The organism is Vibrio fluminensis (assembly GCF_015278125.1).
GTDB lineage: Bacteria > Pseudomonadota > Gammaproteobacteria > Enterobacterales > Vibrionaceae > Vibrio > Vibrio fluminensis.
Map to the genome: position 1 here is coordinate 47,645 of NZ_JADILO010000024.1, position 20,204 is coordinate 67,848.

General features: G+C 44.9%; 16 protein-coding genes. 9 read left to right on the plus strand and 7 right to left on the minus strand.

From position 1 onward, the window contains the following. Window positions 1-36: 36 nt before the first annotated feature. The 4 genes from IRQ95_RS15350 to IRQ95_RS15365 all read left to right on the plus strand — a co-directional run bounded on the left by IRQ95_RS15350 (window position 37) and on the right by IRQ95_RS15365 (window position 5,523). On the plus strand, window positions 37-603 hold the full coding sequence (locus IRQ95_RS15350) for a PilZ domain-containing protein (RefSeq protein ID WP_194437741.1): 567 nt from the start codon (window positions 37-39) through the stop codon (window positions 601-603). A 4-nt stretch (window positions 604-607) separates the two neighbouring features. Further along, window positions 608-4,072, plus strand: a complete 3,465-nt coding sequence (gene mfd, locus IRQ95_RS15355) for a transcription-repair coupling factor (RefSeq protein ID WP_194437742.1) — start codon at window positions 608-610, stop codon at window positions 4,070-4,072. A gap of 36 nt (window positions 4,073-4,108) precedes the next feature. After that, window positions 4,109-4,876, plus strand: coding sequence for a peptidoglycan binding protein CsiV (locus IRQ95_RS15360; protein WP_194437743.1), 768 nt, complete (start codon window positions 4,109-4,111; stop codon window positions 4,874-4,876). Between the two features lie 107 nt (window positions 4,877-4,983). Further along, on the plus strand, window positions 4,984-5,523 hold the full coding sequence (locus IRQ95_RS15365) for a GNAT family N-acetyltransferase (RefSeq protein WP_194437744.1): 540 nt from the start codon (window positions 4,984-4,986) through the stop codon (window positions 5,521-5,523). Between the two features lie 71 nt (window positions 5,524-5,594). Here the strand turns inward: IRQ95_RS15365 and IRQ95_RS15370 are convergent, their stop codons facing one another. From IRQ95_RS15370 to hinT, 7 genes are all read right to left on the minus strand, one after another. Further along, window positions 5,595-6,884: an NAD(P)/FAD-dependent oxidoreductase gene (locus IRQ95_RS15370; protein ID WP_194437745.1), complete on the minus strand. Its 1,290-nt coding sequence runs from the start codon at window positions 6,882-6,884 to the stop codon at window positions 5,595-5,597. Window positions 6,885-7,334: 450 nt separating this feature from the next. Beyond that, a complete protein-coding gene (gene ycfP, locus IRQ95_RS15375; protein WP_194437746.1) occupies window positions 7,335-7,877 on the minus strand; it encodes an alpha/beta hydrolase YcfP in 543 nt (180 codons plus the stop codon). Between the two features lie 151 nt (window positions 7,878-8,028). Further along, window positions 8,029-8,883: a phosphotransferase gene (locus IRQ95_RS15380; RefSeq protein ID WP_194437747.1), complete on the minus strand. Its 855-nt coding sequence runs from the start codon at window positions 8,881-8,883 to the stop codon at window positions 8,029-8,031. 25 nt (window positions 8,884-8,908) lie between these two features. Further along, window positions 8,909-9,499: a penicillin-binding protein activator LpoB gene (gene lpoB, locus IRQ95_RS15385; protein ID WP_075648644.1), complete on the minus strand. Its 591-nt coding sequence runs from the start codon at window positions 9,497-9,499 to the stop codon at window positions 8,909-8,911. A gap of 64 nt (window positions 9,500-9,563) precedes the next feature. After that, entirely contained in the window at window positions 9,564-9,950 is a 387-nt protein-coding gene (locus IRQ95_RS15390) for a YcfL family putative periplasmic lipoprotein (RefSeq protein ID WP_194437748.1), read from the minus strand. Then, the gene (locus IRQ95_RS15395; protein ID WP_194437749.1) at window positions 9,950-11,341 is read right to left on the minus strand and encodes a COG3014 family protein; all 1,392 of its coding nucleotides are present in this window, start codon (window positions 11,339-11,341) and stop codon (window positions 9,950-9,952) included. The genes IRQ95_RS15390 and IRQ95_RS15395 overlap by 1 nt, the downstream gene beginning before the upstream one ends. Window positions 11,342-11,433: 92 nt before the next feature. Further along, window positions 11,434-11,784 (minus strand): purine nucleoside phosphoramidase, encoded by a 351-nt coding sequence (hinT, locus tag IRQ95_RS15400; RefSeq protein WP_075648647.1) that lies wholly within the window; start codon window positions 11,782-11,784, stop codon window positions 11,434-11,436. Between the two features lie 226 nt (window positions 11,785-12,010). On the opposite strand from hinT, the gene IRQ95_RS15405 reads away from it, so the two are divergent. The 5 genes from IRQ95_RS15405 (at window position 12,011) to IRQ95_RS15425 (ending at window position 20,035) form a co-directional block, all read left to right on the plus strand. Then, window positions 12,011-14,002 (plus strand): methyl-accepting chemotaxis protein, encoded by a 1,992-nt coding sequence (locus IRQ95_RS15405; RefSeq protein ID WP_194437750.1) that lies wholly within the window; start codon window positions 12,011-12,013, stop codon window positions 14,000-14,002. 149 nt (window positions 14,003-14,151) lie between these two features. Beyond that, window positions 14,152-15,321, plus strand: coding sequence for a DUF1887 family protein (locus tag IRQ95_RS15410; protein WP_194437751.1), 1,170 nt, complete (start codon window positions 14,152-14,154; stop codon window positions 15,319-15,321). A gap of 153 nt (window positions 15,322-15,474) precedes the next feature. After that, a complete protein-coding gene (gene norR / locus IRQ95_RS15415) occupies window positions 15,475-17,001 on the plus strand; it encodes a nitric oxide reductase transcriptional regulator NorR (protein WP_194437752.1) in 1,527 nt (508 codons plus the stop codon). 233 nt (window positions 17,002-17,234) lie between these two features. After that, a complete protein-coding gene (gene hcp, locus IRQ95_RS15420; protein WP_194437753.1) occupies window positions 17,235-18,893 on the plus strand; it encodes a hydroxylamine reductase in 1,659 nt (552 codons plus the stop codon). Between the two features lie 68 nt (window positions 18,894-18,961). Continuing rightward, the gene (locus IRQ95_RS15425) at window positions 18,962-20,035 is read left to right on the plus strand and encodes a hybrid-cluster NAD(P)-dependent oxidoreductase (RefSeq protein ID WP_194437754.1); all 1,074 of its coding nucleotides are present in this window, start codon (window positions 18,962-18,964) and stop codon (window positions 20,033-20,035) included. The last annotated feature ends 169 nt before the right edge of the window (window positions 20,036-20,204 follow it).

Sequence of the window (20,204 nt, forward strand, 5' to 3'; positions counted from 1 at the left end):
TGACGATAATCAGAGCATCAACAAAAGGAAAAGTTCATGTCTGACCAAGAATACTTTACTGTTCATCACCATATGACCGTCAATGTCGAGCCCTTGGCTGACGATTTTACTTATCCGAGTTTTGACCAATTTGCAGACGAAATTCCAGCTCCATTTTTAGTGGCGAGTGAGTTTAGCTCACTCGATCAACTTAATGATGCAGCGCGTGCGGAATTAAAATCCAATGACTTCAAACATGTCATTGCCCTGCTAGATACCCAAAATGCCAAACTCAATCTTCTGCTAACCTTTATGTTATCGCAGCAAGATGATCCGAGTTACCGCCACCAAACCATTACTTTTGGTGCTAGCCAATTTAGCTACTGCGCAAACCAAGCATTAGAGGTTGGAACAAAGGTACGTGCAAAACTGTTTCTTGACCACCCAGCAGCTGCAATTTACTGCTATGGTTCGGTTTTAAACTGCACCGCTGAAGGCGCGCAATTTACGATTACAGTAAAGTATGATCTCTTACGCGACTTGGACCAAGACCTGCTGATAAAAGCAGCTCTTTATCAACAACAGAAATTACTACGCCAGCGCTCTCTAAATCGCGATAAATAAAAATATGTCAAAACCATCATTACTCAACTTAGTTAACCCAAACGGTGCTGGCGATAAAAAACAGATCGGCAACCTACCTGGCGCAGCGCTGTCTTTAGCGATTGCCGAGCTAGCAGAGCAGCACCAGGGACACACACTACTTGCAACACCAGACCCTCAGACGGCATTGAAGTTGCAACAAGAGCTGGAACAGTTCTCGAGCCAGACTGTCACTTTGTTTCCCGATTGGGAAACGTTGCCATACGACAACTTTTCACCACATCAAGAAATCATCTCCGATCGTATTGCGCGCTTATATCAGTTGCCGACACAAAATGAAGGCATCACGATAGTACCTGTTAGTACATTATTGCAGCGCCAATCTCCACGCGAGTTTTTGATGCAGCATACTTTGATGGTGAAAACGGGCGATCTCTACTCGCTAGACAAACTGCGCATGCAACTTGAAAAGTCCGGCTATCGTCATGCCGATCAAGTATTTGGTCCGGGTGAATACGCAAGCCGCGGTTCCATTATTGACCTTTTTCCAATGGGCTCACGCGACCCATTTCGCATCGATTTCTTTGATGACGAGATAGATACCATTCGTACCTTCGATCCTGAAAACCAACGCTCGATTGAGGACGTAAGCGAGATTCGCCTGTTACCTGCACATGAATTTCCAACCAGTGAAGCGGCAATCGAAGATTTCCGAATTCGTTGGCGCCAACGCTTTGAAGCGCGCCGCGAACCTGAATCAGTATATATGCAGGTAAGCAAAGGAACCTGGCCTGCAGGTATTGAGTACTGGCAGCCGCTATTTTTTGAACAAACTGAAACACTGTTTGACTATATCTCGGATAACACGCAGTTACTGACTGTTGGTAATATTGAAGCGGCAATTGACACCTTTTTAACCGATGTTGATTACCGTTACGATCAGCGCAAAGTGGATCCTCTACGCCCTTTACTGCCACCAGAAGAGCTGTGGCTAAAAAAAGACGAGCTATTCAGTCAATTTAAGTTACTACCACAAGCGGCACTATCAATAGACCCAGTGACTGAAAAACAAGGCCGCTTTAATCCGAATATTTCATCGTTACCAGAGCTTAAAGTTCAGCATCAGAACAAAGAGCCAATAGCCGCTTTGCGTCAATTTGCCGAAACCTACCAAGGTAAAATTATCTTCTCGGTTGAATCTGAAGGTCGCCGCGAAGCATTACTTGAGCTGCTACAACGCATTAAACTTCGCCCTATCGAGTGTGAAACGTTTTGTGACGCATTCGCGCACAAACAGAAGTTCACGCTGGTATTGGGTGCAGCCGAGCATGGTTTCCTATACGGTGACGAGCAGATTGCCTTCATCTGTGAAAGTGACCTATTAGGTGATCGCGTTATCCAACGCCGCCGCAAAGATCGCAAAACCACCAATAGTGATGCTGTTATTCGCAACTTGGCCGAATTAAAACCTGGCCAGCCAGTAGTACATATCGACCACGGTATCGGTCGCTACCTAGGGCTACAAACTCTAGAAGCGGGCGGTATGACGACCGAATATGTCACGCTTGAATACCAAAACGAAGCCAAGCTTTACGTACCCGTTGCCTCTTTGAACCTAATCAGTCGCTACTCAGGTGGTGCAGAAGAAAGTGCCCCACTACATAAACTGGGTGGTGAGGCTTGGGCCAAAGCACGCCGTAAAGCGGCAGAAAAAGTACGTGACGTCGCCGCAGAGCTACTTGATGTGTACGCCAAGCGCGAACTTAAACCCGGCTACAAATTTGCACTCGACCGCGGTCAATACGCAACCTTTAAATCGGGTTTCCCGTTTGAAGAGACCGATGATCAGTCGATGGCTATTAATGCCGTGTTATCCGATATGTGCCAAGCCAAAGCAATGGATCGCCTCGTTTGTGGTGATGTCGGTTTTGGTAAAACAGAAGTGGCAATGCGTGCAGCGTTTGTTGCAACCGACAACGGCAAACAAGTGGCGGTGTTAGTGCCGACTACGCTACTTGCCCAGCAACACTTTGAAAACTTCCGTGACCGCTTTGCCAACCTGCCAATTCGTGTCGAAGTGTTATCCCGCTTTAAAACCGCGAAAGAACAAAAACAAGTTCTGCAAGATATTGCCGATGGTAAAGTCGACCTCGTGGTTGGCACCCATAAATTGCTTTCCAGCGATATTCAATTCAAAGATCTCGGCTTGCTGATTGTTGATGAAGAACATCGTTTTGGCGTACGTCAAAAAGAGAAAATGAAAGCGATGCGTGCCGATGTGGATATTCTAACGCTTACCGCAACGCCAATTCCGAGAACGCTCAATATGGCGATGAGTGGCATGCGCGATCTTTCTATTATCGCCACCCCACCAGCACGTCGTTTAGCGATTAAAACCTTCGTCCGCCAACGAGACGATGCGACTGTACGTGAAGCGGTCTTGCGTGAAATTATGCGCGGTGGCCAAGTTTACTTTTTACACAACCAGGTTGAGACGATTGAAAAAGTCGCCGCCGATTTAGAAAAACTGGTACCAGAAGCACGCATCACCGTCGCTCACGGACAAATGCGTGAACGCGAACTTGAAAAAGTAATGAACGATTTTTACCACCAACGTTTCAATTTATTGGTGTGTACCACTATCATCGAAACGGGTATCGACGTACCAACGGCGAATACCATCATTATGGACCGAGCCGATCACCTTGGTTTAGCACAGCTACATCAGTTGCGTGGTCGCGTGGGGCGTTCACATCATCAAGCTTATGCGTACTTGCTCACACCACACCCTAAAGCGATGACCAAAGATGCGATCAAACGACTAGATGCCATTGCATCGCTTGAAGATTTGGGCGCAGGCTTTACACTAGCCACCCACGATTTAGAAATTCGTGGCGCTGGTGAGTTGCTAGGCGATGAACAAAGTGGTCAAATTCAATCGGTCGGATTCACTCTCTATATGGAGATGCTTGAGCAAGCAGTAGAAGCGCTCAAGGAAGGAAAAGAGCCATCGCTGGATGATTTGCTCCGTGAGCAAACTGAAGTCGAGATGCGAATTCCTGCGCTGTTACCGGATGACTACATTCCAGATGTAAACACCCGTCTATCTATGTACAAACAGATTGCGAGTGTCATTGATAAAGATGAGTTAGATGGTTTGAAAGTCGAACTCATCGATCGCTTTGGCTTATTGCCGGATGCAACCAAGAATTTACTTTCTGTTGCTGAACTGAAACTTTCAGCGGCTAAACTAAAAGTGAAGAAAATTGAAGCTCACGATAAGGGTGGATATATTGAGTTCTATCCTGATGCTGACATAAACCCAATGTACTTAGTTAAACTGTTACAATCTCAACCGCAAAAATTTGCAATGGAAGGGCCAACTAAGTTCAAATTCACGTTAGCATTGGTCGATAGACGTCAAAGAATTCAGTTTGTTACTGACATGCTGGCAGAATTCCAGCAAAATTTATTACCAAAACAAAATTAAACATTTCGGGGGAAAGCCCCCGTATATGGAGATGTGATGAAAAAGCTGATCCCACTGCTTCTCTTCTTTGTAGCAATGCCAAGTTGGGCTGCGCGACAATTTGATATCGAAGTGATCATTTTTAAACGTGCAGTGGACGCAGAGCAAGTGACCGAATCTTGGCCCAATACTCTGCCACAAATTAACATGGAGAAAGCTGGTAGCTTCGGTGACAGCAACTATCGTTCGCGTAAAGGCGTACAAATGTTGCCTCGCTCAAGTTACCGACTCGATGGCCAGGCGCAAAAACTGCGTAACCACGCAGGCTTTCAGGTATTAATGCACACTGCTTGGCGCCAAGGTGATAAGGGCCGATTATCTGCTCCAACGTTCCGCATCACTGGCGGCAAAGATTATTCAGCCCAGTTTAACCGTGACGGTTCACCTGTTGGCTCAGTCAACGAATCGATCATTGATGGTGTCAATGAGCAGACAATCTCTGGTCCACTTTACGAGCTAGATGGGAAACTACAAATTTATGTAGAACACTACTTATACGCCGACGTAGAGTTAGATCTGAAAGAGCCAAGTGTGCGTGACGTAATTCTAGAAGATCGCCAAGTACAACTTGACGACCAATCAACGGTTGATGCGAATGAAACGGTTCAAGCAGGCTTGATGACCGAAGTGACGCCAACTGTCCACACAGAAGAATTCTTGAAAAGCTACCGTATGGATCAAAAGCGCCGTATGCGCAGTAGCGAAACTCACTTCTTAGATCACCCTCTGATGGGAATGATCATCCAAGTGCGCCGCGTGAATTAATTACGCAACTCAGTCTATGAACGGGTAAACGCTCAACGCTTTAGTTGGGCGTTTTTTTTATTAATCCTATATACTTTCTTTTCTGTAAGTGATTGTTCGTAGATAGTATGAGCCCTGATTATCAAATCATTACACCTGAATTCGTACTGCGCTTGATAGACGCAGAGGAAAGCGAGCAATTGCGCGAACTAGTTTCGCGCTCTACTAGCCTTCATCAATGGATAGAGTGGTGTCATCCTGAATTTAGCAGTATAGAAGCGGATCGATTTTTGTTGGCTACCCGACTGAACTGGGTCAAAGCCGACGCTTATGGCTTCGGTATCTTCCGCCGTAGTGACGACCAACTTCTGGGTATGGTAGCCATCAACGAGCTCTATCAAACCTTTAATATGGCAAGTCTTGGCTACTGGCTCGCTGATGAATATCAACATCAAGGATATGGGCGTAAAGCCCTGATGGCATTATGTGAGTTTTGCTTTGATATTTTAAAACTTACTCGTTTAGAGATTGTATGCGATCCCGACAACCACGCTAGCCAAAAGCTCGCCATTGCCTGTGGCGCCAAATTCGAAACCCTCGCCGCCAATCGCTTTCTGTTTAACGGAAAACCCAAACAAGGTGCAGTTTACTCCATTATTCCTGAATAAACGTTAATCGTCGCAGATAGCAAAAGAGCTCCCTAAGGAGCTCTCTATTTTTATCGCGATAGCACCATGGATTAGTGCAGTTTTAGATTTGGTCGCAGTACGCGGTTAATGCGTCCCATCAGTACAATCAGCGCCGTTTTGAATACGCCATGCAACGCCATTTGGTGCATACGGTATAGTGAGATATACACCACACGAGCAATACGCCCTTCAATCATCATCGAACCTTTGGTTAGGTTACCCATTAGGCTACCAACGGTTGAGAAGCGGCTTAGTGAAACTAACGAACCTTTGTCTTGATATACGTATGGCTTCAGTTCACGGTTAGTAAGCATTGCTACAATGTTACCAAATGCACGACTGGCCATTTGATGTGCCGCTTGAGCGCGTGGTGGTACGAATGAACCATCGGCTTGGGTACATTGCGCTAAGTCGCCAATAACAAAGATGCTGTCATCACGTGTCGTTTGTAGCGTGTCTTTAACCACAAGTTGGTTAATACGGTTACTCTCTAAGCCACCAATGTCTTTCATGAAATCCGGTGCTTTGATACCTGCCGCCCATACCATGATTTGCGCAGAAATTTTTTCACCATCTTTGGTGGTTAGACCATCTTTATCTGCCTGCGTTACCATTGTCGCAGTGCGCACATTCACCCCTAGTTTGGTCAGCTCTTGGTGCGCGGCACCTGAAATGCGTGGTGGCAGTGCTGGTAGAATGCGTTCACCCGCTTCAATCAGATTCACATTAAGCTTACTTGAATCTAGGTCACCGAAACCGTAAGTGCGTAATTCTTTAACTGCGTTGTGCAATTCTGCTGATAACTCAACACCAGTCGCACCCGCGCCAACGATCGCGATATCTACCGTACCTTGGCCGTTTTTCGCATGCAGTTTCAAAAACTCATTGTTCATGTTAGTGCGGAAACGGTGCGCTTGCTCTGGGCTATCGAGGAAAATACAGTTTTCACGCACGCCTGGGGTGTTGAAGTCGTTAGATGTTGAACCAATGGCTAAAACCAGTACATCATACTCAAGCTCACGCGTTGGCATAAGTAACGCGCCTTGCTCATCTTTCAACTCAGCAAGCTTGATCGTTTTACGCTCGCGATCAATGTCTTCTAAGCTACCCAGTTGAAAGTCGAAATGGTGATTCTTAGCATGTGCTCGATAGCTCAACGCATCGACACCTTCATCCAATGAGCCAGTCGCGACTTCGTGCAACAACGGCTTCCACAAATGGCTTGCTTTACGGTCAACCAAAGTTACCTTTGCACGGCCTTTACGACCAAGAGTTCGACCTAATTTAGTTGCAAGCTCAAGACCGCCTGCGCCGCCACCTACTACGATGATTCGTGTCATAGCAACTGTCCTCTAAAAAATAAAAACGAAAAAATTATTTGTTCCAAGCTAGCTTGGACAGAGCCCACCATCTGGCAGACCGATTAAATTTTTTTGGGCAACGCACATCAATAGCGTTAGAGGTTCTCTCAGTAAACTACGTGATTGGATAAAACTCGCGCTTGGCGAGTATGCAGTCACACACGTAAAACATGTGCTAGCTAGCATAATTTGGGTAAGTTTTTTACTCACTCTCAATTTTTTTTGATATTTATCAAATTATTTTTATGCGACTCATTATATAGAGCAAATTTAGCGACGCAACAAGAGAATGCAGTAAATTCATTAGAAAATGTATGGGATTATGTAATCAAAGATTTAATTTCTCAGTTTTAAAGCATAAAAAACGGCACCCTCAAGGTACCGTTACTATTTTGCCAATCTTGTCACTCAGCGCTTTCAAAGCTGCACTTAGTTAGCGAGTTTAAATGCCTTTACCGCCTGAAGATGCTGTGAGATCTTTTTGAACTTGTGCGCCTGCACTTCATCCCAAATGATGTCATAGTACTTGTTAAGCTCAGTAGCAGTGTCTTGGTTGTTATGGATCTCATCTTGCTTAGACAGAATCACTAAACAACGCTGACTATTTTTAGTACGGAACTCTTCCACGCATTTAGTCGCGATATCCTCGTACTCTTCAGGACGATCGATACGCCCTTGCATAGTGCGTTCTGGATGCAAGTTAGGGTTAAAAACAACCTGCTTGATGCCGCATAAAAAACCAATACGCTCAGACCAGTAACCACCTAAACCAACGCCACAAATAATTGGGTTTGGATCGTCAGACTGTTCGATAACTTTATGCACTTCTTTTAATAGATGCTGCATATCATGCTTAGGATGTAGCGTACTGTAATTGATGAATCGAACGTCATCGTCAATAAACTGAAGTTGAAGAACCTTCTCGTGGTTGCCCGGGCTGGTACTATCAAATCCGTGTAAGTAAATAATCATATTTATTCCCCGATTTAACTGCAGGCTTGTTGCCAATTGTAGTTCGCTCTACTCACTACCCAGCAACAAACACAGTTAAATCTAACACGAAAGCTAGGGTTTTAAAGGGCATAGAGAAACATTCTCGACATCGAACTGTGAAACAGTGATCTCACATGCAAAACTGCTGTTTCAATCGCTCGGCTTGTTGAATGTAGTAGTCATCTCCCCAGAGCTGATAGGCCAATAAATACCACAACATAGCCATCATGTTCGCTCGAGGCCGCCATGCTATGACGCCTTCAAACCAGTCATCAATACCCTCGATATTGCGTAATTGGCAATAACGATGGATGGCGTCCATCTCATTCACGCCCTCAACATCAATACTTAGTGTAAGATCTAATCGTGGGTCACCAATCGTGGCATATTCCCAATCAATGACAAGCACACCATGCTTTGCTTGTACCATGTTGTAACCCGCCAAATCGAAATGACACAAAGTGTACCCAACATCTGCAAGGCTAGGGGCATTACGCCAATCACGGTAAAGAGATTGATATTCTTCCGTTTTTAGTTCCGGTTTCAACTGCATCCAATAATGATCAACTCGCGCGGTATAGTTGAACGGGGCGACCGGTATTCGAGTCGTTGGCAGGCTGTGAACTGCAGTGATGACTTCAAGGAGTTGATCAAAGGTAAGCTTGTCAGTGAGAGGCTCCCCTTCTAACCATTCCACTAATAAACCTTTATCACCAATGTATATGGGTTTAGGGCTTAAGCCTGAATCCTGAATAGTGGAGAGAATTTGAAACTCTTGAAAACGAGAGATCGAGAACGCTTGCGTAATTGGCGTAGCAGGACGCCAAACATACGCCTCGCCATTTGCTGCAACAATTTTCCAGCAACGGTTGGTCAGTCCCCCTGTCAACGTCTGAGCGTAGTCAGGGGGAATAGTAAAGAAACGCTCTAACGACATTAATGAATTGTCTAACTGACATGCTTCACGCCATGACATTCGCGCCATAAAACGTTCCTTCTACTTATCGATATTACAAACCTAGAAAACTCTTTGACTCTTGTTTACGAATCTCGGTTTCATCAGCCCATTCAATCAGACCTGTTTCCAAGTCCATTAGACGCATTGTCATTTTGTAATAAACGTCTTTGTCGCTACCGGCACTTTTTGCGATGCTCGATAGGTTGCCGTAAAGCATGTACTGAGCGCCAACCATTTTACCGAATTGGATTGCATTACTTTGATTAACTAACTCATCATTGTTTTGGAAGTTAAGCTGATCACGTACCGCTTCAACTCGACCCATATCAACAAAGCGGAACTTACCAGAGTTCAGCATTTTAGTGCTAATGGTATCGGTGATTGATTCAGTATCAATATGCTCACTGGTTTTGTTCTTCACTCGTTCAACAAAAACGATAGGACGAGAGTCACGAGTGATTGCCGCTACCGAACCTGATTGCAGCATACTATCAACCATTTCCCCAGCAATAGTTTGCAGGTCAGTAGAACCAAAATCGATTGTGGTTGTTTCAACCGCTTGCGCATCACCGTAACTTACTTGGTTAGAACAACCACCTAAAACAACAGCAAGACCAAGCAGGGCAATAACACTTTTATTCATTCTATGTTCCTTAATTTTTAATTGGTTTGACCAAGTCTTTGAATACTTAGTTCCTCACCGAGTATTAATCGTTATTATTTCGAATCTGAACTCTAAATTGAGTTGCCTTAGGGTTGACTGACACTTCTGAAATCGACACTGTTTCTTCGCCGCGAATAATCAAACGTCGCCAATTACCCAGTTTGCTTACCTCTAAACCTTGCTCATCATACCAATAGAACCGGTATAACAAGTCTAGGTCAGAACTGATATTGCTACTAAGGCTAACAATACCTTGTGTGTGTCCGTCGACCGCTGTCGTTGTAATGTCGTTCACGGTTAAACTGCGCGACATTGAGTCATTGGCGAATAGCACCTTATGAGTATCACCATCAATTCTTAATCCAGACGTGTTAGTTGCACATCCTGCTATCGCAAAGATAGATAAGATCACTAAAACGAATTTCTTCATTACAATCTTCCTAGTTGCTTATGCCACACCGTAGCATTGTTTCCTTGCCGTGAAAGCCATAAAAGCACTGTGTTCCCTTCGGAAACACTAAACTGATAAGACTGTCCCCCAATATCCACGTTTTGTTGGCCAGCATTCACCATTAAACTGCTCGCATACGCAGCTGCCGGGAGGGTTTGCCAACTTCGTGTATCTGGTTGCTCTGTAAGCGTGTTCCAGACATTAAAAATTAAGTTACCTACATCATCACCACGAGCCGCTTCTTTGCGAACCTGATCTTTCGCTACCACGCGTAGTGCTTGGCGAATAATGATGTTCGGCATGCGTTCTGACAAATCTTGTTGTGCCATTAGATTAACATCAGCCAATAACTCGTTTGGCACTGACTGCTGATTTAATCTAAGCGGAGAATAATTCGCCAAATTCGATGACGGATAATAAGGCAACGCTAAAGAATACAACGCCCCATTACCGCGACTGTCATAGAGGGGTAAAGATAGCTTCCACCCCTGCATTGCTTCAACCGTGCCTTGCTCTTGTAAAATAATTACACGCGCTTTGCCCGCTTGATTCGCTTGCGCCTTGCCATAACGTTTTTCTAGCATGCGTAAATCTTCGCTCATCCCCAAACGGCTAGCCGCGCGCATCGTACTGTCGATAACTGCGCGATTATCTGGCATCACGGCCAACGCACGTCGGTAGTCGACATAAGCACTGTTTAAATCGCCGTCAGCTTCGTACAACAGCGCTGACAGGTACATCAAATAGGCATTTTGTACTGCTTGCAGTTTTTTACCCGCATCAGGATATTGCGCTAACACGCTGCCAATGTTGGGCGTTAAGCCTTGCGATTCCATTTCAGATTGCGCAGCTTCTAGTTGCCTTTCTCGCTCAGCTCTAGCCTGCTCTTGAACTTGATTGGCACGGCGCATTTCCACCAGCGCATCATCCAACTTATTTTCTTTGACATAATTTAAACCTAAGTATAGATGGAGAAAACCAAGTTCATAATCAGCAGGATAATAGAGTTTAAGGTTATCGTTGACTGCGAGTGAGCCGATGTTTGTCGCTGTATCAGTAATAGAAACCGTTGCTTTGTCTTGCTCTCGACGCACAGCTTGATCACTTAATTCTAAAGAACTTAAGCTTTGCTGATCATTATTATTAAGCAGGTATACCCTGCCCTTCTCAAAGTTATCGAGAATATCCCCTGCAATTTCATCAGGTAATACTTGCTCTGCGGCAGCATAGTCACCACGTTTGACGGCTTGGTATACTTCTTCGTTCTGGGCACTATAGTGACTAAACAGATTACCAGCAGAAAAATTGGCACAAGCAGTAAGTTGTAAAGCGCTAATGGATAGCAAGACGAGTCGAATAGCTTTCTTCAATTCGTACTCCATTTTTATTGTTGTTTATTAAAAAGCACAACCTTCTGATTGTGCTTTTATGCTTTGTTACTATAGACAATTTTTAAATGAAGTTAGTTCATTAGTAGGGGGCCTAAAGGCGCACCACCCACTAAATGCATATGAATATGGTACACTTCCTGACCACCATGTGCATTGCAATTCACAATCAAACGGTAGCCATTTTCTGCAATGCCCTCTTCCTGAGCGATTTTCTTCGCTACGGTGAACATACGTCCCATAGCTAATTCATCATCCGCTTCAACATCATTTACCGTTGGGATCAACTTATTAGGGATGATTAGGATATGTTTTGGGGCGCGAGGATTAATATCACGAAACGCTGTCACAAGGTCATCTTGATAGACGACGTCTGCTGGGATCTCTTTGCGAATAATTTTACTAAAAATAGTCTCTTCAGCCATGCTGAACTCCATGATTTATTAACCTAACTGAATGATATCTCGAGTATGAGCCATGCGTCACCAAATCACAATTAAAAACCGCGACAGATAAGATTGACGATTTTCAAAACACCTCTCCACCAATTTATTTTTGTATTGTGCGTCATAAAACGTGTGTCTCGTTATCAAAACACTTGTCAGATTTCTGATAATTTTTAACGCAAATAAACAAAATAAGGAGAGATCTATGAAAGGCTCAGTGATCAGACGAATGTACGCTGGCTTTGCATTGATCATATTGATGTTCGCAGTTTCCACTGTATTGGCGCTGCGAAGTATGGAACAAATTCACGCTAATTTCGCTAGTGTGACAAACACATCGCTGCCACTTGTATCACTTTCCAACCAGACAAACGTTGCATTATTGTCTGCCGATAAATTGTTTAAAGACTACCTCACAACTCAGAGTTTTGAGCGTATGAATGAAATCCGTGCGCAATTCGCTGATGCCAAGTTAAATTACGATAAGAGTGTAAGTGAACTTGAAACAGCCAGCCGCGACGATGCCGATCTCATGAAGCGTATCGAAGAAGTAAAGCAGCTCGAACAGCGTTATTTCAAGGAAGCCGATACCGCGATGGATAACTATCGCAATATGTTTGAGGCTCAAGAACAGGTCCAACTCTCTACTCGTCAATTCCAACGCCTGCATTCTGAATTAAGTGCTGGCATGAAAGATTACGTCGAAAAACAAGACAATATTGTCGTTAAAGTGATGTCGCGTAGCTATTTTGAAAAGCTTAAAGATGCGGAAGTGATCACCTCCGACGCGCTTGCAAGTAGCGATACCGAAGCGGTCGCCAAAGCGGTTGCGCAAAACAAAAAAGCAGTGACGCACCTCAATTATGCATACCGTGGCCTTACAACACAGATGCCCTCACTAAAAGACGAATTTGACGCCTCTGTTGCTCAATTCTCTATTGATATCGGCCAAAAAGGTGGGGTTCTCGATCAACACAACAACTACCTCACCGCACGTAAAGCACTGTATGAAAATATTGCCAATCTTACCAAAGAGATCGACACCTCTCGCTCTTTGTTGAATTCGTTTAGCGATACCGCTCAAACTAGCCTAAATCAATCTCTGACCGATGCTGGTACAGTATACGATTCTGGTTTAATCCGTTCGATATTCATGTGTGTCATCATTGTTGCCATTGCCGCAGCGATTGGTTACCACGTTGCTCATAGCGTACGTGAACCTCTCACCCGGATCTTGAAAACGCTTGAATCTCTGAGCGATGGTGATATGACGCAGCGAATCGAGATTCGGTACAACAATGAATTTAGCCGTGTTAGTGGTCACATCAATACCCTAGCGGATAACTTGCACGATATATTAGTTAAACTTAACCAAGCCTCTGATGACCTTACACTCACCGCAAATACAAACCAGCAGACTCTCTCTGGTACACAGAACCAATTGAATCAACAACGTCACCAAACCTCTACTGTCGCAACTGCGATGAGTCAGATGCGTCAATCCGTTGAAGAAGTCGCACAAAGTGCACAGAACTCTTTGCATATGGTCGAGCAGGTAGAAGTGGCGTCTGAACAAGGTCGTAAGATCGTCAGCAACAACATTACCACTATCAATCAGCTTGAGATGCGCTTGACTGAATCAGTCGATGCCGTTAAAGAACTGCAAACGATGAGCAGTCAGATTGGCACCATCTTAGATGTTATTCGCAACATTGCTGAGCAAACTAACCTTTTAGCACTAAATGCAGCAATTGAGGCCGCTCGTGCGGGAGAGCAAGGTCGCGGGTTCGCGGTGGTGGCTGACGAAGTTCGAGTATTGGCACAGCGAACCACCGAATCGACCTCAGAAATTGAGAAAATGATTGCCGCACTACAGAGTAGTTCCAGCTCAGCGAACAACGTTATTCAAAGTTGTATGAATGATATGACACTGACGGTTGAGCAAGCATCCGATGCCAACGGTGCGATGGAAGAAATTCAATCACTGATTATTCAAATCAGTGAAATGAGTGCTCATATCTCAAGTGCCTGTACTGAACAAAACAGCACTACCGCCGCAATCGCGAAGAGCGTTGAAGAAATCAATGGAATAGCCGATTCGAGTTATCGAGCCATGGCCGATATCGCTGAAACCAGTAATGACCTAACCAATTTAGCCAATCAGCAAGGCAATTTAGTCCATCGGTTTACGTTATAAATGTCAATTTCCGGCTAAATAATTGAACGAGGGCGATTAAATTAATTAATCGCCCTTGTTTTTTATAGACCTGAACATTATATGGTTACTAAGGCTTGCTGTGTTTTACCTGAGTACCCCGTTTTGCAAGCCAACCATGAGGAAACGCTATGGCAATTCATGTTGGCATAATTGACCAAGATCCAATTCGTTTGGTCACACCATTATTAGATAATAGAACCCTCAGTCAGCACATCGTGTTCATTGGGATAGATGCACAAAAAGAGATGTTTGAACGCTTACATAGCGTGCTGGCTAAACGCCAAATCACCTCAGAGTTCTTTGAAATACCAAACGTCGCGAATACTTCCAAAATCAAACAAGCCGTTATTCAGTTGGCTGATGAATTAAAATCAAGAGGCGGCGCAATCAAACTCAACGCAAGTTGCGGCTTACGTCATCGCTTGTTGTCGGTGTATGAAGTTTTCCGCAGCTACCACTGGCCTATCTTTGTCGTTGAACCAAATAGTGACCGTCTATGCTGGCTGTATCCTGAAGGACGCGAAGACACTCAAGTGGAAGACTTGATCACGATTGATGATTATCTCACCATCTTCGGTGCTCGCGGTGAATTTGCTGAACACAATATCCCTCCTCAGCTTGATAAGAAACTGTATGATCTTGGTGAGCGATGGGCAAGTAACGCCCTAGAGTTAGGCCCAGGCCTCGCAACCCTTAATTACCTCGCAACCACGTGTCGTAAAGAACAGCGCCTTGATGTAGAGCTGTCTGAAAAGCAGCAGGGCTACCGTGAGCTCAACATGCTTCTCTCCGATCTTGTTGAAGCGCAGATAGCAACCTATGAGAACGGTATTTTAACTTTCGCCAGTGAAGAAGCCCGACGATTCTCCAATGGTGAGTGGCTTGAAACTTTAGTTCACAGCACCGTGCGTCAAATCCAACAAGATATGCCGACCATTCAAGACCACTCTTTGAATGTACAAGTTTACCGTCAGTTAGGTGAACGTGAAGTGCGTAATGAGCTGGACGTAGCGTCGGTAGTTAACAACAAACTACACATCATCGAATGTAAAACTAAAGGCATGCGTGATGATGGTGATGATACGCTTTACAAGCTGGAGTCACTGCGCGATCTATTAGGCGGCCTACAAGCACGCGCTATGTTGGTCAGCTTCCGTCCGTTACGTTATAACGATATCACCCGCGCAGAAGATCTCGGCTTGGCACTGATTGGCCCAGATGAGCTTAAAGATCTTAAGACTCACCTAGCGCAGTGGTTTGACGAGGCTGGCGGATCAGAAGATTGCTCTGATTGCTAAATCAAGATAATCAGTCATGTGCATAGCCTCGCTCTCGCGGGGCTATTTCGTTTTTGATCTTAGTCAAATGCACATCATTTACACCTAATCCACGATGTACTTTTGACATCACCTTGCTAGCATATCGACTCTTTTACCAATAAGAGCTGCGATATGCCTTCAAACGTTGAACAAATTCTCCTCAATATTGCCCTTAACTTGAGTTCCAATTTAACCAGTGAAGAGCAGTATCAGCACTTAGTCGAAGGCATCAGTCAGGTCTTCCCGTGCGATGCCGCTGCACTGTTTATTCTTGACCAGCAAGGCTTTCTTACGCCGGTTGCCGTTAAGGGCGTCTCTCAATCGATACTAGGGCGTCGCTTCTTCCCTAGCGCACACCCTCGCCTACAGCAAATCATGCAGTGCAAAACTCCGGTTCGTTTTGACGCAAACTGCGCCCTGCCTGACCCATTTGACGGCGTGATGCTAACCACCGAACAGACGATTGATGTACATGACTGTCTCGGTTGCAGCCTTTACGTAGAAGGTCAGCTCGTCGGTGTACTCACCATGGATGCTCTGACCGTTGGCGCCTTTGACCAGCTTGATCCCGTAATGGTCGATACTTTCGCTGCGCTGACGGCCGCGACGCTGCGTAATATTGCTCAGTTCAAAGCACTCAAATCACAAAACCGTAAACATCGCTCAGTTACGCAAACACTAATCCAACAAGCGAGAACCCAACAAGGCGAAATGGTTGGCTTAAGCCCTCAGTTTGAAAAACTGAAAAACAATATCGCGACCGTAGCAAAGTCAGACTTTGCGGTATTGATTTGGGGGGAAACAGGCACAGGTAAGGAGTTGGTGGCGCATAATCTTCATGCCCAGTCTCATAGAGCCGATAAACCAATGATCTATGTAAACTGCGCAGCATTACCCGAAGGACTCGCAGAAAGTGAGTTATTTGGTCATGTTAAAGGCGCATTTACCGGTGCTAACAGTCACCGTTCTGGCAAGTTTGAACTCGCTGATGGCGGCACCCTCTTCTTAGATGAGATCGGTGAATTGCCTTTGATTTTGCAGGCAAAACTGCTGCGCGTGATCCAGCAAGGTGAGTTACAACGCGTGGGTAGCGATCAACATCTGACGGTAAATGTGCGTATTATTGCCGCAACCAATCGCAAACTCGAAGAAGAAGTAGAGCAAGGACGCTTTAGAGCCGACCTGTACCATCGACTCAATGTCTTTCCAATCCATGTTCCACCACTTCGTCAACGTGATGGGGATATTGCGGTTCTATCTGGTTATCTGCTGGAAAAAATGCGCAGTCAGTTCAATGCACCTAACTTGCACGTTCACCCTAACGCATTGCAAGTATTGGAAATTCAACCTTGGCATGGCAACGTACGCGAACTGGAACACAGTTTAACTCGGGCCGCGCTACACGCGATTCAACATGATCAAACCACAATTCAACTGCAGCACTTCGATGATATAAAGCAGCTAGGCGATGTAAAAAACACATCTCAATATTTCCCCAGTGATAGCCAACCAATGCGAACTCTGGTCGAACTTTATCAAAAGGATTTAATTGTTCATGCTTTAAACCAATCGAACGACACTTGGTCACAAGCGGCTGAATTTCTACAGATGGATCGCGGTAACCTCTATCGTATGGGCAAAAAACTTGGCATCAAATAACGTCTCCATTTGAACAAACGATGTAATAAAGACATCCGGTGCGTTGTCTTTATTACATCAAAACATCGCCAGAAAAACACAAATAACCAATAATATCAATAAGATAAAAACTGGCACACTCCGTGCTCTATAGCATTCATTAAAACTCGCTTACCGCCACCGAGATCAAAATACGCACTTACATGGACGGTGAAGCAAATGAATAACTATTACGAGTAAACTGGAGTATCACTATGTTCTGTATTCAATGTGAACAGACAATTCAAACCCCTACTATTAAAGGCTGTTCATTCACACAAGGTATGTGTGGAAAAACATCGGAAGTATCAGATCTGCAAGACGTTCTGGTTTACACCCTGCAAGGCGTTTCTTACTGGGCTGAGCAAGCCCGCGCATTCAATATTATCAATGCCGATATTGACAATTGGGCACCACGCGCATTTTTTGCAACATTAACCAATGTGAACTTCGACCCTGAACGTATTCTTGAGTTCACCACTCAAGCCGCGCAATACAAAGCGGAGCTTAAACAGCAAACTCTTGCTGCCGCAGCACTGAACAATGTCGAGCTTGAAAGCACACCACAAGTAGCTGAATTTGAACTGCCAGCAGACGCAGCTGAGATCCTCGCGTTTGCACCTCACGCGGCAGTTAACCGCGGTAAAGAGCAAGTGAGTGAAGATGTCATTGGTCTGCGTTTATTGTGCCTTTATGGCTTAAAAGGTGCGGCGGCTTACATGGAGCATGCGCGTGTCCTTGATCAGACTGACGCTGCCATTCACGCCCAATTTCACAAAATCATGGCATGGTTAGGAACTGAACCAACCGATCTCAATGAATTACTTGAATGTTCGATGGAAATCGGTTTAATGAACTACAAAGTGATGGAGATGCTTGATCTCGGTGAAACGGCGACTTTTGGTCACCCTGAGCCAACTGCCGTAAATGTGAAAACGGTAAAAGGCAAATGTATTCTAGTATCAGGTCATGACCTGCATGATCTAGAAAAAATCCTTCAGCAAACTGAAGGTAAAGGCATCAACGTTTACACAAACGGCGAGATGCTACCTGCACACGGCTACCCAGAACTTAACAAGTACCCTCATCTAGTAGGTAACTACGGCAGTGCTTGGCAAAACCAACAAAAAGAATTTGCTAACTTCCCTGGCGCGATTGTGATGACCTCAAACTGCTTGCTTAACCCAAATGTTGGACAATATGCAGACCGCCTATTTACACGCAGCATCGTTGGTTGGCCGGGCGTAAACCACATCGAGGGCGATGATTTCTCTGTTGCAATCGAAGCGGCGCTAGCTGCGCCTGGTTTCCAGCATGATGAAATCGAACAAATGATCACGGTTGGGTTTGGACGTAACGCGCTAATGAACGCAGCGCCAGCGGTAATCGACCAGGTGAAACAAGGTAACATTCGCCACTTCTTCTTAGTTGGCGGCTGTGATGGCGATAAATCAGAGCGTAGCTACTACACTGATTTCACTGCCAATGCACCAGAAGATACTCTCATCCTAACTCTTGCATGTGGTAAGTTCCGCTTTAACAAAAACCAATTCGGTGACATCAACGGCATTCCTCGTTTACTCGACGTAGGTCAATGTAATGATGCTTATTCAGCGATCCAACTTGCACTAGCACTGGCTAAAGAGTTCGACTGCGGTATTAATGAATTGCCGCTAACGCTGGTTCTATCTTGGTTTGAACAAAAAGCGATTGTGATCCTACTAACGCTATTTGCGCTTGGTGTTAAGGGTATTTACACCGGTCCTACCGCGCCTGCGTTCTTGACCGACAATCTATTGGCTATCATCCAAGAAAAATTCGATATGCGTGCGATTAGCTCAGTCGAAAATGACCTACAGACCATCCTAGGTTAATCCCAATCCCGTCTGCCATTCACTTTTCGTGCATGGCAGGCTATTTTGTTCGATATCTGAGATTCACGATGCCAACTTCATTCCACTCTAATCTTGCTAGCCAATCTGACTATCCGATGAAACTTCGTTGTATCGAGAAATGGTCTGAGACCGAAGATTGTGTTTCGATTCTACTAAGTCACGCAAATAGTATTTGCTTTGATTTTAAACCCGGACAATTCGTCACTATCGGGATCGATATTGCTGCAAACGTTGAATACCGCGCGTATTCAATCAGTTCATTGCCCGGCCAAAATTACTTGCAGCTGACGGTTAAACGTGTCGACGGGGGCAAAGTCTCCAACTATATCATTGACCACCTTACAGTTGGAGACGAAGTAGAATGCTTAACGCCTGCCGGTGAGTTCAACAATATCGACTGCCCAGCAACACCAGTTAATGGCGAGCAAAAAGTACTATTGATTAGTGCTGGCTGCGGTATCACGCCGGTGTTTGCGATGGCTCAATCTTGGTTAAACGATGAACCGAAGACTGATATTGCCTTTCTGCATATCGCTCGCGACATTGCACACACTATCTACTTTGATAAGCTTGAATCTATGCATAAGCAGCATGTGGATTTTGACCTGCATCTCCTGCTTAAAGACGCTGGCGATACACACTACCCACAAGGACGCTTTTCCGTACAGTGGTTAGAAAACTTAGTCAGTGATTTGAAAGATCGAACTGTGTACCTATGCGGTCCCAACCAATTTATGCTTGATGCTGCAAGTTACCTCGAACAGTTAGGGTTTGATATGAGTCGCTTTCATCAGGAAAGCTTCACCCCAATGCCAACTGAATCTAGTCAACCGGATGCTTCTGATAGCGAAGAAAGTGCACAAGTTACCATTGATCTACCGGCTTTTGGCCAGAGCCTACAAGCCAGCAAAGGGACACTGTTGGCCGATGCCCTTGAACAAGGTGGCGTGCCAATCATTGTTGCTTGTCGCAGCGGTATCTGTGGGTCTTGTAAATGTAAGGTAAAAGTGGGACAAGTGGATAGCAATAGCCAGTCTCCTTTAACCGAAGATGAGATAACCCAAGGCTATGTATTGGCTTGCTCATCAACACTCAATGATGACGTGACGATTGAACTCTGATCAAGCGATTAAAAAACAAAACGCCCATCAAATGATGGGCGTCAGATTGATGACGAACCCCGCTTTTTCAAGCGGGGTTCTTTTTTGGAAGCGACCGTAGGTCGCGATCGCGATATTTTTTGTTATACCGTGCGCAGAAGCTTCCATTCATTACATAGGCATACAGAAG

Bases quoted from the DNA above. Each gene is read 5' to 3' on its own strand.
- IRQ95_RS15350 (WP_194437741.1), top strand. From the start codon at position 37: ATGTCTGACCAAGAATACTTTACTGTTCATCACCATATGACCGTCAAT.
- mfd (WP_194437742.1), top strand. From the start codon at position 608: ATGTCAAAACCATCATTACTCAACTTAGTTAACCCAAACGGTGCTGGC.
- IRQ95_RS15360 (WP_194437743.1), top strand. From the start codon at position 4,109: ATGAAAAAGCTGATCCCACTGCTTCTCTTCTTTGTAGCAATGCCAAGT.
- IRQ95_RS15365 (WP_194437744.1), top strand. From the start codon at position 4,984: ATGAGCCCTGATTATCAAATCATTACACCTGAATTCGTACTGCGCTTG.
- IRQ95_RS15370 (WP_194437745.1), bottom strand. From the start codon at position 6,884: ATGACACGAATCATCGTAGTAGGTGGCGGCGCAGGCGGTCTTGAGCTT.
- ycfP (WP_194437746.1), bottom strand. From the start codon at position 7,877: ATGATTATTTACTTACACGGATTTGATAGTACCAGCCCGGGCAACCAC.
- IRQ95_RS15380 (WP_194437747.1), bottom strand. From the start codon at position 8,883: ATGGCGCGAATGTCATGGCGTGAAGCATGTCAGTTAGACAATTCATTA.
- lpoB (WP_075648644.1), bottom strand. From the start codon at position 9,499: ATGAATAAAAGTGTTATTGCCCTGCTTGGTCTTGCTGTTGTTTTAGGT.
- IRQ95_RS15390 (WP_194437748.1), bottom strand. From the start codon at position 9,950: ATGAAGAAATTCGTTTTAGTGATCTTATCTATCTTTGCGATAGCAGGA.
- hinT (WP_075648647.1), bottom strand. From the start codon at position 11,784: ATGGCTGAAGAGACTATTTTTAGTAAAATTATTCGCAAAGAGATCCCA.
- IRQ95_RS15405 (WP_194437750.1), top strand. From the start codon at position 12,011: ATGAAAGGCTCAGTGATCAGACGAATGTACGCTGGCTTTGCATTGATC.
- IRQ95_RS15410 (WP_194437751.1), top strand. From the start codon at position 14,152: ATGGCAATTCATGTTGGCATAATTGACCAAGATCCAATTCGTTTGGTC.
- norR (WP_194437752.1), top strand. From the start codon at position 15,475: ATGCCTTCAAACGTTGAACAAATTCTCCTCAATATTGCCCTTAACTTG.
- hcp (WP_194437753.1), top strand. From the start codon at position 17,235: ATGTTCTGTATTCAATGTGAACAGACAATTCAAACCCCTACTATTAAA.
- IRQ95_RS15425 (WP_194437754.1), top strand. From the start codon at position 18,962: ATGCCAACTTCATTCCACTCTAATCTTGCTAGCCAATCTGACTATCCG.